Source organism: Clostridium sp. (assembly GCF_036646415.1).
GTDB lineage: Bacteria > Bacillota > Clostridia > Clostridiales > Clostridiaceae > Clostridium_J.
Genome location: NZ_JAVXMF010000011.1, coordinates 94,267 through 108,258, shown reverse-complemented (window position 1 = coordinate 108,258; position 13,992 = coordinate 94,267). Strand labels below are relative to the sequence as shown.

Annotated in this window: 13 protein-coding genes; 2 read left to right on the top strand and 11 right to left on the bottom strand. The window is 30.4% G+C overall.

What is annotated here, in order from left to right:
• Nucleotides 1–273: 273 nt before the first annotated feature.
• Nucleotides 274–702: a hypothetical protein gene (locus tag RSD37_RS09575; RefSeq protein ID WP_346946506.1), complete on the top strand. Its 429-nt coding sequence runs from the start codon at nucleotides 274–276 to the stop codon at nucleotides 700–702.
• A gap of 57 nt (nucleotides 703–759) precedes the next feature.
• Here RSD37_RS09575 and RSD37_RS09570 read toward each other — a convergent pair whose 3' ends face one another.
• Nucleotides 760–3,309 (bottom strand): calcium-translocating P-type ATPase, PMCA-type, encoded by a 2,550-nt coding sequence (locus RSD37_RS09570; protein ID WP_346946505.1) that lies wholly within the window; start codon nucleotides 3,307–3,309, stop codon nucleotides 760–762.
• Between the two features lie 168 nt (nucleotides 3,310–3,477).
• On the opposite strand from RSD37_RS09570, the gene RSD37_RS09565 reads away from it, so the two are divergent.
• Complete coding sequence (locus RSD37_RS09565) at nucleotides 3,478–5,118, top strand: putative manganese-dependent inorganic diphosphatase (RefSeq protein WP_346946504.1); 1,641 nt, start codon at nucleotides 3,478–3,480, stop codon at nucleotides 5,116–5,118.
• Between the two features lie 47 nt (nucleotides 5,119–5,165).
• Here RSD37_RS09565 and RSD37_RS09560 read toward each other — a convergent pair whose 3' ends face one another.
• The 10 genes from RSD37_RS09560 to flhA form a co-directional block, all read right to left on the bottom strand.
• Nucleotides 5,166–5,963, bottom strand: a complete 798-nt coding sequence (locus RSD37_RS09560) for a hypothetical protein (protein WP_346946503.1) — start codon at nucleotides 5,961–5,963, stop codon at nucleotides 5,166–5,168.
• Between the two features lie 114 nt (nucleotides 5,964–6,077).
• The gene (locus tag RSD37_RS09555; protein WP_346946502.1) at nucleotides 6,078–6,866 is read right to left on the bottom strand and encodes a flagellar hook-basal body complex protein; all 789 of its coding nucleotides are present in this window, start codon (nucleotides 6,864–6,866) and stop codon (nucleotides 6,078–6,080) included.
• A gap of 39 nt (nucleotides 6,867–6,905) precedes the next feature.
• A complete protein-coding gene (locus RSD37_RS09550) occupies nucleotides 6,906–7,688 on the bottom strand; it encodes a flagellar hook-basal body complex protein (RefSeq protein WP_346946501.1) in 783 nt (260 codons plus the stop codon).
• Nucleotides 7,681–7,803 carry a hypothetical protein gene (locus RSD37_RS09545; protein ID WP_346946500.1) on the bottom strand — a complete coding sequence of 41 codons (123 nt, stop codon included), beginning with the start codon at nucleotides 7,801–7,803 and terminating at the stop codon, nucleotides 7,681–7,683. Before RSD37_RS09545 ends, RSD37_RS09550 begins: the two co-directional genes overlap by 8 nt.
• Nucleotides 7,804–7,883: 80 nt before the next feature.
• A complete protein-coding gene (locus RSD37_RS09540) occupies nucleotides 7,884–8,501 on the bottom strand; it encodes a hypothetical protein (protein WP_346946499.1) in 618 nt (205 codons plus the stop codon).
• Between the two features lie 15 nt (nucleotides 8,502–8,516).
• Nucleotides 8,517–9,251, bottom strand: a complete 735-nt coding sequence (locus tag RSD37_RS09535; protein ID WP_346946498.1) for a FliA/WhiG family RNA polymerase sigma factor — start codon at nucleotides 9,249–9,251, stop codon at nucleotides 8,517–8,519.
• Between the two features lie 13 nt (nucleotides 9,252–9,264).
• Nucleotides 9,265–9,918: a flagellar brake domain-containing protein gene (locus RSD37_RS09530; RefSeq protein ID WP_346946497.1), complete on the bottom strand. Its 654-nt coding sequence runs from the start codon at nucleotides 9,916–9,918 to the stop codon at nucleotides 9,265–9,267.
• A gap of 9 nt (nucleotides 9,919–9,927) precedes the next feature.
• The gene (locus tag RSD37_RS09525) at nucleotides 9,928–10,794 is read right to left on the bottom strand and encodes a MinD/ParA family protein (protein WP_346946496.1); all 867 of its coding nucleotides are present in this window, start codon (nucleotides 10,792–10,794) and stop codon (nucleotides 9,928–9,930) included.
• Entirely contained in the window at nucleotides 10,788–11,918 is a 1,131-nt protein-coding gene (flhF, locus tag RSD37_RS09520; protein WP_346946495.1) for a flagellar biosynthesis protein FlhF, read from the bottom strand. Before flhF ends, RSD37_RS09525 begins: the two co-directional genes overlap by 7 nt.
• Nucleotides 11,918–13,990 carry a flagellar biosynthesis protein FlhA gene (gene flhA, locus RSD37_RS09515; protein ID WP_346946494.1) on the bottom strand — a complete coding sequence of 691 codons (2,073 nt, stop codon included), beginning with the start codon at nucleotides 13,988–13,990 and terminating at the stop codon, nucleotides 11,918–11,920. The genes flhF and flhA overlap by 1 nt, the downstream gene beginning before the upstream one ends.
• Nucleotides 13,991–13,992: the final 2 nt, after the last annotated feature.

Below are 13,992 nucleotides of genomic sequence, written 5' to 3'. Positions count from 1 at the left end.
TTTTCATTATCATTAATATTAAAATCATATAAAACTTCTCTTGGTTTTAAAACTTTTTTCATACTGCCCTCCCATATAAACTCATTTAGTATATTAATATTCTTACAAAACGAGTTTTGGAACAAAAATGTAAAAATTACTAAATATAATTTTAAAACTTGTTATAATAAATTAATTATTATATAATAATGTTACTGTGTAGTATTATGATATTGACGCATGTAACCTAATATTATACTTAGTAATTATTCTTCATGTAAAGGAGTTATTCATATGGGATTCAAAGACAAATTATCACAAGGGTATACCAATGCATTTATGAACAAATATGGCGATAGAGTAACCCAAGTCCAAGGAAGAGCATTATCTGTAAAAACAGTAGAGAAATCTTTTCTAGGAATTTTAAATACTATTATTGTAACTATAGTTGTAAAGCAAGATAATGCTAGAACTATAGCAACCTGTGTATATAAGAAAAAGAGATGGTTTAAGAAACCACTATTTATTCCTATATCTCAAGGACATTCTTTAGTTATTCAAGGTTTAAAACCTGATTATTCAAAAAAGAAGAAAAACAAGAAAATCAAAGATCATATTTCTATAATGAATGTTATGAATCTTACTAACAAGAAAGATTTAATTCCTGTTGAAGGTGCTTCTAAAAAAGTTCAAAGAGCAAAGCAAGACAAAAGATTTAAATAAAAAATAGCTTCCAATTTGGAAGCTATTTTTTATTTCTTCATTTTTTACCATGTCCTATTAAATCTTATTTCCTATAAATATAGCTATACTATTTATAAATGATATTATTCCTGAGAAGAATATAATTATTGCCCATTGTCCTAAATTAATAGGCATGGTATGAAATATCATTTGGAATACTGGTAAATATATTATTAGTAAAAGTGCTATTACTGAAATTAAAACTGATCCTAATAAATATATATTTGTAAAAGGATTAATTTCAAATAAAGAATATTTTTCACTTCTACATTCAAATACATGTATTAATTGAGAAGTAATTAAAGTTCCAAGGGCTAAAGTTCTACAAATTTCAATACTATATCCATAATACTTTCCTGATAAAAATGCAAGTACAGTACAGATTCCAATTAAAGATCCTCTAATTAATATCTTTTCTCTCAAACCTCTTGCAAAAACGCTTTCTCCTTTTTGTCTTGGCTTTTCATACATAATATTTTTATCTGCTGGGTCAACACCAAGGGCTATAGCTGGAAGTCCATCAGTAACCAAGTTAACAAATAATATTTGAATTGGAAGTAATGGAACTTCCAAATAGAATAAAGATGCTAGGAACATAGTTAATACTTCACCTAGGTTACAAGATAAAAGATATCTTATAAACTTTCTAATATTATCATATATAACTCTGCCTTCTTCTACGGCAGTTACGATTGTTGCAAAATTATCATCTAAAAGTATCATAGATGCTGCTTCCTTTGTTACATCAGTTCCTGATATTCCCATAGCTATTCCAATATCTGCTTCTTTAATTGCTGGTGCGTCATTAACACCATCTCCAGTCATAGCTACTATATTGTTTTTGCTTTTAAAAGCTTTTACTATTCTCAGTTTATGCTTTGGACTAACTCTAGCAAATATTCTATAATTATCTATAGATTTCTCAAGATCCTTATCGCTTATTCTATCAAGTTCTGCACCTGTAATTACTTCCTTGCTTTCATTACATATATTTAGCTCTTTACCAATGGCAAAGGCTGTATTTTTATGATCCCCAGTTATCATAATAGGTTTAATTCCTGCTACCCTACATTTTAATACTGCATCCTTAACTTCTTTTCTTGGTGGATCAATAATTCCTGCTACTCCTACAAATACTAAGTTGTTCTCTACTTTATCACTTTTAATAAGATTCTCTTCTTTGTAAGCACCTGCAATACATCTTAAAGCTCTAAAGGACATATCATCAATAAGTTTTTCTACACTTCTTCTATAAGGAGTTGTTAGTGGTTCAATTCTGCCGTTGACTAATATATAAGCGCATTTATCAAGAACTCGCTCAGGCGCTCCTTTAACATAACAAACTTCCTTTCTTGAATTCTTGTCTTTTACAATTACTGTCATCATTTTCCTTGTAGAATCAAAAGGTATATCAAAGACTCTTTCTACTTTATTATTAAATATTTCCACATCTGTAGTTTTCTTGAAAAAACCTTTTATAAGAGCAGTTTCAGTAGGATCTCCCATTAATGCTTTTTCTATAGAATGGTCAGCATAATTATAATTACAATCATTGCAATACACAAATATTCTTTTTAGTATTTCATGATCAAAGCTTTTTTCATCCTTAATATCATGAACTTTACCGTTATGAAGAAGTGCTGTCACCGTCATCTTATTTTCTGTTAATGTTCCTGTTTTATCACTACAAATTACCGAAGTACACCCTAGAGTTTCTACTGCTGGGAGTTTTCTAATTAAAGCATTCCTCTTAAGCATTCTAGAAACTCCAAGAGCTAATGCAACTGTTACTATAGCAGATAACCCTTCTGGAATTGCTGCAACAGCAAGACTAACTCCAGATAAGAACATATCATATACATTTTCCCCTCTATATATTCCTAGTAATGTTACCATAGTACATATAGTAAGGCATAGTACAACTAGAACCTTTCCTAGGGAATTTAGTCTTTCCTTTAATGGAGATGGCTCATCCTCAATTGAATGAAGCATATTAGCTATTTTACCCATCTCAGTATTCATTCCTGTTCCATACACTTTAGCTTTTCCCTTGCCAGTAAGTACAATAGTACCCATGAATATGTTGTTATCACTGCCTTCTGGAGTTTTATGAACTCCAACTGATTCACCTGTAAGAAGTGATTCATCTAACATTAGATTACTACCTTCAACTAAAAGACTATCAGCAGGAATCCTATCTCCTGTTTCCAATATTACCAAATCTCCTGGAACTAGATATATGGAATTAATAACCTCTATTTTACCATTTCTTATAACCTTAGCTGTAGGTGCGGAAAGCTTTTTCAATTGTTCTAACGACTTCTCTGTTTTATACTCTTGTACAAAACCCAAAATTGCATTCATTATAACAATTATTAAAATTGTTATAGCATCTGCTTTGTCTCCCATAACCCCTGATATGAAAGTAGCTACCATTAAAATCCAAATTATCACATCATTGAATTGAGATAAGAATATCTTAATCGGCGATACTCCCTTTTTACCTTGTAATTCATTTAATCCGTATTCCTTGAGCCTATCTTCTATTTCGCTTGTAGATAGTCCCCTATATTCATTTGCACTCACATTTTCTCCCCCTTTATAATTTATTCTGTGTTTTATAAAATTTGTAAACAAGCTTTCCTTAAAATATATGTAGTGTATCATCAGTATATGAAAGATTTAGCTTTACATAAATGAAATTAACATTTAAAATATTTATATGTAAAATGTTAATATGAAGGAAGGTTTTTTATGAGAAACTCAGTATATATAACAGGACATAGAAACCCTGATTCTGACTCTATATGTGCAGCAATTGCATATGCAGAATTTAAAAATAAGACTCAAAAAATTAATGCAATTCCAATCAGGCTAGGAGATATTAATAGAGAAACTAAATTTATCTTAGATTACTTTGAAGTTAAATTACCAGAACTTATCCAAACAGTCAAACCACAAATCGTGGATTTAGAAATAGATACTGTAGCTCCAATTTCGACAGATATATCTCTAAAGATGGCATGGTCTATAATGAAACAAAAGAACATCAAGACTTTACCTGTTATTTATTCCAATGACAAACTTGCAGGTATTGTATCCGTATCAAACTTAGCTTCTAGCTACCTCGACATCTGGGATAATTATGTCCTTGCAAAAAGCAAGACCAAGCTTAACAACATTCTTGAAACTCTTTCAGCTCAAATAGTATATCTATCTGATGAAAATCTAGAGTTAAAAGGAAAAGTTGTAGTTGCTATGATGGAACCTAGTGGTAATAATATAATAGAAGCAGAAGATATTGCCATATGTGGAAATCGTGAAGTAGTTCAAGAATTTGTATTAGATAGAAACTGTAGACTAATGATTATAACTAACAATTGTACACCATCTGATAAAATTATTGAATATGCAGTAGAAAAAGGATGCACTATAATAACTACTCCTTATGACTCCTTTACCGCAGCTAGGTTAATACCTCAAAGTATTCCAATAGATTATGTTATGACCAAACATAATGTAATTACCTTCTCTACTAATGACTTTATTGAGGATATTAAAGATATTATGCTTGAAACCAGATATAGAAGTTATCCTGTACTAAACGAACAAGGTACTGTAATAGGAAGTATTTCTAGATACCACCTAATTACTCAGGAGAAAAAAAAGGTAATCCTAGTAGATCACAATGAAAAAACTCAATCAGTAGATGGTCTTGAGGACGCTGACATACTAGAGATTATTGATCATCATAGAATCGGAGATATTCAAACAGGACAACCTATTTACTTTAGGAATGAGCCTGTAGGAAGTAGTTCAACAATAGTGTCTTCAATATTTTTTGAAAATGGCATTAGACCATCTAAAAAAGTTGCAGGTATTTTATGTGGAGCAATAATTTCTGATACTTTACTTTTAAAGTCTCCAACTGCTACTATTGTAGATGAATTAATTCTAAAAAGACTTGCAGAAATAGCTGACTTAGATATAGAAAAATTTGCACAAGAGATGTTTAAAGCAGGAACTTCACTAGAGGGTAAAAGTCCAAAAGAACTTTTATATCAAGACTTTAAAGTATTTAATATTGGGTCTTTTAAACTTGGAGTTTCACAAATAACAACAACTTATATGGATGGTTTCACACCTTTAGTAGATGACCTAAAAGTTCTTATGAACGAAAAAGCTTCTCAAGATAAGTTTGATATGCTTCTACTAATGGCTACAGATATATTTAAAAAATCATCTCTATTTATAGTTTCAGGTGAACATAAGGAAGTATTCTCTAGAGCCTTTGATGTAAAACTACAAAATAATACTGCCTATATTGACGGAGTTGTTTCAAGAAAGAAACAGGTTATTCCTCCACTTTCAGAAGTTATTAATCAAATCAAATAATTGAAACTCAGCTTGATTTATTTATATAAAATCAAACTGAGTTTTTCTTATTTACCTAATACTTTAATAATCGGTCCCATATTACTAATATAAATCCAAAATAATATATAAATCACAAAGCAAACGCCATATATAATTGTAAAAAAATCTTTTATACATATATCATCAATTTTACCTTGATAAACTCCATAGCTTTTCAAATAATGAACACCTTTATCTTCTACATAGTAGTAGAAATTTACTGATTCAATATATGCAGCTATAATGTAAATATTTAATAGGGGATTAATTATTAGGTTTATAAGAAAATCTCCCTTGAAATTTATTTTTAAGGTTTTATTTCTACTAATATATACAATATATAATACTAGTCCTCCAACAAGGGTTGGAACAATATTAAGTATATTAAAAATAGTATTAAACCATTCTAGGTCTTCATCATCATTTATATAATAAATTAATGTGTATATAATTCCTCCTACATTTCCTATAAGTAAAATGTAAATTGTTGGCGCCAAGAATCCACAAATTAAAGATTTACTTATTAATGATAAGGTATTATAAAATTCCATCTTTTCAGCTACTTTTTTAATCACAGTTTTTCTTTCAGTATTACTTATTTCTATCACTAAAAAACCTGTAATCGCATTAATTAATTCATTACCAGAGATATTAATTACTAATAATCCCACTATTATTATTAGTAGTATATATATAATTTGTAAAAAGAATTTATTTTTTATCCTATTACTAATTCTACTATGAATTTTGCAAAAAAATTTATGTCTATCTAATTTCCATAATAATATGCTCATTAAACAGCCAAATAAATATCCTACCCCCAAAGTTATATCCCCCCTTGTATAATTTGAGTCTTCTTTCTACCTTCCTATAATATATTATATGTTTCAATGTATAAAAAAAGAATGGAAAAGCCAACTCTTCCATTCTTTCAAAAATCATCTTAAATTATTTATCATTTGCCACATATCATCAGCAGTCTTTAAAGCTGATGAACTTAATTGAAAGGCTCTTTGAGTTACAATCATATCAGTCATTTCTGTAGATATATCCACATTAGAATTTTCTAAATAACCTTGATAAATATCTCTATCCATAGTTTCAATAACTGTAGCTCCGTCCTTAGGTGCAAATAAATTTTCACCTACTGAAATGAAATCCTCATCCCCTACGGTTTTATAAGTTTTAATTTCTCCAATCTTTATAGTACTTCCATTGTTTTCTAGGGATACAGCTCCACCTGCATCCACTGAAAAGCTATCTTTTCCAAAATTTATAGGGCCCTCAGGAGTATTAAGCTCCCTTCCATTTGCATCCAAAATAGAAAGTCTATATCCATTACCATCAACTAAAGTACCTAACGCATCAACTTTAAAGTTACCATTTCTTGTATATCCCACAGATCCATCTGCTTTATAAACCTTAAATAGTCCCTGACCATCGATGGCTAAATCTGTTGTAAGCTTTGTATTTGTTAAGCTGCCTTGAGTTCTTATTCTAACAGCTTCAGTAGATTTAACTCCAGTTCCTATATATAAATTACTATCTGCATCCTTTGAAATTGGAATTCCTAATTTATCAAGTGAACTTACATAAAGATCCTGAAAACTTGAAGATAGCTTTTTATATCCAGTGGTTTGTGAGTTTGTTATATTATTGGATATTATATCCAATTTATTTTGCTGTGCCTGCATTGCACTACTATTGGTATAAAACATACCATACATAAAATCACTCCTTGCACTTTTATTCTTTTAAATTTTTATCTACCTTACAGACCCTAACTCATTAACTGCTTTCTCTAATGTTGAATCTAAGGTCTTTAATACTGTAGTGTTACTTTCAAAATTTCTCATAATCGTCATCATGTTATTAGTTTCTTCAACTACATTAACATTTGACTTTTCAAGAGAACTATTTACAATATGCGAATTATTTGAAAATGTTGGATTTTCTCCATCATAAAAATTAAATGCTACCGTATCAAGATTTGTATAATTTCCTTCATTATCTTTTGGGAAATTTACCACTGCAAGCTGTCCTAGGTTCCTACCATCAACTGATATAGAACCATTGGATCCAGCTGAAATGCTTCCATCTCCTATGTATATTGGTGCTAGTCCTCCACCATTTCTTCCAAGAACCCTATCTCCACTTGAGTTCACCAAGTACCCAGATGTATCTATGGCAAAATGTCCATCTCTTGTGTAATAATTCTTACTCCCATTACCTTCTTGTCTTTGAACCACAAAGAAACCTTCTCCTTGAATTGCAAAATCAGTTTTCACTCCTGTATCGCTTATATTTCCCTGTGAAAAGTTAGTAGTACGGTCATTTATTTTCACCCCATTGCTCATAGTTCCAATGGTTGCTCTTGTATTGTTATGTCCATCCTTATTTGATATGTATACTTCATCAAAACTCTTAAGCGATAATATTTCTGACTTATACCCAGTTGTATTTATATTAGCTATATTGTTCATAATTGCACTTTGACTCTTTTCACTAGCAATGATTCCTGACGCTACTGTATACAATCCTCTAATCATTATTAACACCATCCTTAATATCTATCTTAATATCCTCGGGATAACTCATTCCTAACTTTTTTGCTCTTATTTCTATCATTCCATCACTTAAATTATAGTTCAATTTAGTAGACATTGTAAAAATCACTCCTATGATTATTCCAATACCAATTCCAAATAAAATTTTTCTATCGCTTAACATATTAATCCATTGTTTTATCTTAGATATAATTCTTTTATTAATAAGACCTCACCCTTTCCTATATTTAGCCTTTGAGCTATTTCATCATCACTAATTCCTTGATGTAAGAGTTCCTTTACATCCTCAACCTTCAAGCTATTAGTACCAACATCTTTTCTAGGATTACAGTCTTTATTTTCACCTTTTAACTCATTGTTTTGATTTGTTAATTGAATTTCATCATCAAAAGTTTTTATGGTTTCTACTAAAGTATTTATGTATTTTTTATTATCATGTTCTTCATGTTTTTTATCCCACTCTGAACTTACCTTATCAACAAAATTTTCTGTATACTCTGAAATCTTATCCTCATTATATTTGAATAGTTCTTCCTCATCCTTAGTGTCCTTAGAACTTTTTAAATCTTTATCTACAACTAAGTCATAACTACTCTTTAAATCCATTATCTCTCTTTGAAGCTCAGTAATTGTTTTACCAAATTCACTTCTCATTTCCATAATCTTCATATCAACCTCATCAGTATCTGACTCTGCTTTAATCATGGCACTATTAAAGCTATTTTTTTCTTTCTTTATAGCCTTTATATTCAGTGCAATTAATGCTATTCCGATGATTATTAATAAAATATACATACATTCACCTAATTTCTATGCTTCTATATTATATTGAAGCTTTTCTATTTCTTTTCTCAAATTCAAAATTGCTCTACTATGTAGTTGACAAACCCTGGACTCCGATACTTCTAGTACTTGTCCTATTTGCTTTAATGTTAGTTTCTCAAAATAGTATAGATTTAATATTAATCTATCCCTCTCCTTTAAATTATCAAGAGCCATTCTTAAATATTCTAGTAACTCTTTTTCCTCTAAGGATTTTTGAGGTGAAGGACTATTGGTATCTTCTATGGAGTTAAGTAATGACATATCTTCATCGTCACCAAATAAAATAGTTTCTAAAGACATCATTGAAATATAATTTACATATCCCTGTATATCCGTAAGTTCCTTCAAGGATATCCCCATATGCTCAGCTACTTCTACATCCTGTGGCTCTCTAAATAGCTTGTTTTGAAGTTCTTCAACCACTTTGTTATATCTATTAAGCTTATCTATGGCTCTCTTAGATATTGGACTATTTCTTCTTATTTCATCAATAATACTTCCATTTATTCTTATAGCTGCATAGGTAGAAAATTTCATTCCTTTAGTGTCATCATACTTATTTATAGCATCCATAAGTCCAATCATACCATAACTTATTAGATCTTCATACTCCATGTACTTACTTTTACCTATAATAATCTTTGAAGCAATATATTTTACAAGGGGTATATTCTTTTTTATTAGTTCTTCTCTAACATCTAACATACAAGCTACTGACACGTTGTTTGCCTCCTTACTTAGTTTTCATTGATTTTCTCATATTTTGAAAAATGAATTTAATTATTTCTTCTCTTACTTTATTATCAATATACTTAAATGCCATGCCATAAACATGTTCATCTCCCTGTGAATTTTCAATTCTAGCTACTTTACCAAGGGCTAGTACAGGTTTATTATTAACTTCAGTCTTAATCATTATCAATTGATTTAAATTAAGACTTTCTTTAATTTTAATCCTCATTCCACCACCACTTAAATCTAGAGATTTTCCTGATTTATAGTCAACTTTCTCTATATCATGGAGCATTCTTTCATTATACTTATCTATAATTGCATAGCCTATTTCATTTATAAAGGGAATTCTTACAAAATCTCTTCTCTGTATTTTTTCAAGTTCACTTTTCTTACTTATAACAATCATAGGAATTCTGTCAAATTTTCTTCCTATAACTTCAGCTGTAAATCTATAAATATTTCCTTTTCCGTCATTATAATTACATTCAATAAGATTTCCTTTAAGTAGAGGATAATTAATTCCCATATATATTGGCATAGCTATAGAAATACTGTCATTATCGACTTCTTGAATTATAGATTTAGCCAATTTATTATCTTCTGTATAGACTTCTAGTTTATTATTAATTTCCATTGTAATGTTAGTTTCCATAATTTCCTCCTATGAAAAAATATTAAACATTTTTTTAAATATACCTTGTATACTACTCCCATTCCTATATTGTATACCCTCTAATTCTTTCGCTATGCTTTCAATATCCTTGCTTGCATCACTTTTGGGAAATGATAATATTACTGGCTTTTGCATACGTACTGCTTGTACAAGTCGTCTATCTTCAGCTACATTTCCCAGGTGTACTAATTCAGCTCCTAAAAATTTCTGTGCAGAGTTATTAAGTCTACTAAAAGTATTATTACCTTCCTTTTCATCTAATACTTTATTTACAATAATCTTAGCACTATCCTTAACTTTATAGTTACATACAGTTTTTAATAAACTATAAGCATCAGTTAATGCCGTTGGCTCTGGTGTTGTTACAATGAAAACCTCATGACTACATTCAATAAAAGCCATAACTGTTCTATTTATTCCTGCTCCAGTATCAATTAATATATATTCAAAGCTTTTGATTTCTCCCAACTTTTCAATTAATCTCATCCTTTGATCCGTGTCCAAATCATCTAATCTTGAAAGTCCTGTACCCCCACATAAAATTTTAATTCCTAAAGGTCCATTTATTACTACATCATTAATTGACTTATTATTAAAAATCACATCAAAGATAGTGTATTTAGGAATGGTTCCTACTAATACATCAGCATTTCCCATTCCTAAATCTGCATCTAACACTAAAACCTTTTTACCTAGTTTCCTTAGTGCTATAGCAAGATTAATAACTATATTACTTTTTCCTACTCCACCTTTTCCAGAGGTTATGGTAAAAATCTTTGTATTACTATTATGACTTTCTGCATAAAAATGTTTATCTATTGCCATTTGTCTTAATCTTGAAGCTTGATCTAACATATACCACTTTCCCCTAACACTAGCTTTACCATTTCGTCTTCTGTAGGAATTTTTATATCGTCTGGAACATTTTGTCCTAGGGTAATAAATTTCATAGGAGCATTTGTTTTATTACATATATTTACTATTGATCCATAAGACCCTGTCTCATCAAGTTTTGTAAGTATTAATCCCCTATATGTAATATTGGAAAAACCCTTGGCTATAATATCCATATCCTTCCCTTTAGTTGTAGCACTAACTACTAGATATGTATTATCTACGTTTCCTTTTTCAATAAAAGCTTTTAATTCTAAAACTTGCATTGTATTCTTACTACTCCTACCTGTTGTATCTACAAGTATTACATCACAATCCTTCATGGATTCAATAGCCTCCTCCATTTCATTAATAGAGAATACTACCTTGAAATTTATGTTCATAATATCTGCATAAGTCTTTAATTGTTCAACTGCCCCTATTCTATAGGTATCTACAGTTATAAGCCCTACATTTTTGTGCTTAACCAGGGCTAGGTTACCAGCAAGCTTTGCAATAGTTGTGGTTTTTCCAACTCCCGTAGGCCCTACAAGAGCTACAGTTCCACTTATTTCTTCAACATCTACTCTCATAATAGCTTTTAATTCTTCTTTTATCTTATCAACTAATTCATCCCTAGATAAGCATTTATCTACCTTAGAATTAATACTATTTACTATATTTACAGCTATATCTTTTGATATATCAAGATTACATAATTCTTCTATGATTTCATCTGTGTAATCAGATTCAGCTACTTTTTCTTTCTGATTACTTCCATTCTTCGATAAGTCACTTTGAGAATTTAAATAAGCATTAAGAATATTTTTCATATCTTCAACTTCTTTTTTTAATGAATTTTCATCATGATTTGTCATTCCATTTTCTTGTAAATTGAAGTTTTTTACTTCTTCTCTTGTATTGCTATCTGTAACTTTAGACTCAACTGACGCTGTTATTTCTACCACCTTGGAAGAGAATATTCCCTTAATTCCAGGCTTTCTTATAGCTCTTTGACTAATAATTATAGCATCTTTCCCAAGTTCTCTTCCCACCATATTTAATGCTTCCTTCATATTTGAAGCTATATACTTTTTTATAATCATTATATGGACACAACTCCTTCAGTTCTTATCTCTATATCATTTGGCACCTCATTTAATGATAATACTACAATATTGGGGAATACCATTTCTATCAGTTTACGGAAAGCTGATCTAATTCTCGGTGAAACTAAAATTACAGGTATATTTGTAGGGAAATAAGTTGTTTCTAACATTGCTTTAATGCTATTAAATATCTCAGTGGTAATGTCTGGACTTATAGCTGGGAATGATCCTTGCATAGATTTTTGAATATTACTTCCTATTATCTTTTCTATGTCTTGAGATATTGTTACAGCTATTATTCTATTATCTTCATCTACCAAATCATTACATATGGTTCTACTTAATGAGAATCTAACATATTCCGTTAAGATTTCTATATCTTTAGTGTTTCTTGAGTTATCCGCAAGACACTCTAATATAGTAACCATATCTTTTATTGATACTTTTTCCTTTAGAAGCCCTTGTAGCACCTTTTGAATTTCTCCTATGGTCATTAAGTCCGGTACAAGTTCTTCTACAACTGTGTTATATTTTTCTTTTACTGAATCTAATATAACCTTAGTTTCTTGACGACCAAGAAGTTCATGACAGTGGGATTTAATAGTTTCTGTAAGGTGAGTAACCATAACTGTAGTTGGGTCTACCACCGTTAATCCTTTTATCTCCGCATCTTCTCTTTGATCTTTGTTTATCCATAGAGCTTCAATTCCAAAGGTTGGTTCTATAGTTCTTATACCTTGAATATTTATCTCTTCCCCTGAAGGATTCATACATAAAAACATACTTGGCATAATATCAGATTTTGCAATTACAGTTCCTCTAATCTTTATTACATACTCATTGTTCTTAACTTGAAGATTATCTCTAATTCTAATTGGTTGAACTACTATTCCCATTTCAATGGCACATTGCCTTCTTACAGATGCAATTCTTTGAAGTAAATCCCCGCCTGAAGACTCATCTGCCATAGGAATAAGACCATAACCTATTTCCACCTCTAAAGGTTCAACTGATATAAGATTCATTACATTTTCCGGTTCTCTATTTCCCGTCTCCACAATTTCTTTTTCTTGTATTTCTATTTCTTGCTTAGCCTGTTCTTTTTCATCTTTATACATTAGATATGCGCTAAAACCTGCTGCTATTGAAAGCATAAAGAAAGTTAAGGTTGGCATACCTGGAATTATTCCAAGTATAAATAGCACAAGAGATGCTATGGCTATAACTACTGGAAAGGCCGTAAGCTGAGATGAAAGCTGAGTTCCAAAATTATCAGCGCTTCCTGAACGAGTAACAAGTATACCTGAAGCTGTTGATATTAATAAAGCTGGTAGTTGACTTACTAGACCATCTCCTATAGTGAGGTTTGTAAAGGTTGCTGCTGCTTCTCCAATTTCCATATCCATCATTACAGCTCCAATTACAATTCCTCCTATTATATTAATTATAGTAATTATAATACCAGCAATAGCGTCTCCCTTAACAAACTTAGAAGCTCCATCCATTGCTCCATAAAAGTCAGCCTCTCTTTGAAGGTTAATTCTTTTCTCTCTTGCTTCTACATCTGAAATCATCCCAGCATTTAAATCCGCATCTATACTCATCTGTTTTCCTGGCATTGCGTCTAGAGTAAATCTTGCTGAAACCTCAGACACTCTACCTGCACCACTTGTAATAACAAGAAATTGTATAATTACTATAATTAAAAATATTATTATTCCCACGAAGTAATTTCCGCCAATTACAAATTCTCCAAATGCTTGTACTATTTTACCAGCATTTGCTTCCGCAAGAATAAGCCTCGTTGATGAAACATTTAAGGCTAATCTAAAAAGTGTAGTTACAAGTAGCAATGTTGGAAATACTGATAGCTGTAATACATTTGTAGTAAACATTGTTAATAGCATTATAACTACGGATATTGAAATATTTATTGCAAAGAAAATATCAAGAAGCCACGGTGGTAATGGTATAATTATCATTAGTACAATAAGAATTACCCCAACTGCTACAACTATATCTAAGTTATTCTTAATACTAAAACCTTCATCTTTAAGCACAATTATCATCC

Bases quoted from the DNA above. Each gene is read 5' to 3' on its own strand.
- RSD37_RS09575 (WP_346946506.1), top strand. From the start codon at position 274: ATGGGATTCAAAGACAAATTATCACAAGGGTATACCAATGCATTTATG.
- RSD37_RS09565 (WP_346946504.1), top strand. From the start codon at position 3,478: ATGAGAAACTCAGTATATATAACAGGACATAGAAACCCTGATTCTGAC.
- RSD37_RS09555 (WP_346946502.1), bottom strand. From the start codon at position 6,866: ATGTATGGTATGTTTTATACCAATAGTAGTGCAATGCAGGCACAGCAA.
- RSD37_RS09550 (WP_346946501.1), bottom strand. From the start codon at position 7,688: ATGATTAGAGGATTGTATACAGTAGCGTCAGGAATCATTGCTAGTGAA.
- RSD37_RS09545 (WP_346946500.1), bottom strand. From the start codon at position 7,803: ATGTCTACTAAATTGAACTATAATTTAAGTGATGGAATGATAGAAATA.
- RSD37_RS09540 (WP_346946499.1), bottom strand. From the start codon at position 8,501: ATGTATATTTTATTAATAATCATCGGAATAGCATTAATTGCACTGAAT.
- RSD37_RS09530 (WP_346946497.1), bottom strand. From the start codon at position 9,918: ATGGAAACTAACATTACAATGGAAATTAATAATAAACTAGAAGTCTAT.
- RSD37_RS09525 (WP_346946496.1), bottom strand. From the start codon at position 10,794: ATGTTAGATCAAGCTTCAAGATTAAGACAAATGGCAATAGATAAACAT.
- flhF (WP_346946495.1), bottom strand. From the start codon at position 11,918: ATGATTATAAAAAAGTATATAGCTTCAAATATGAAGGAAGCATTAAAT.
- flhA (WP_346946494.1), bottom strand. From the start codon at position 13,990: ATGATAATTGTGCTTAAAGATGAAGGTTTTAGTATTAAGAATAACTTA.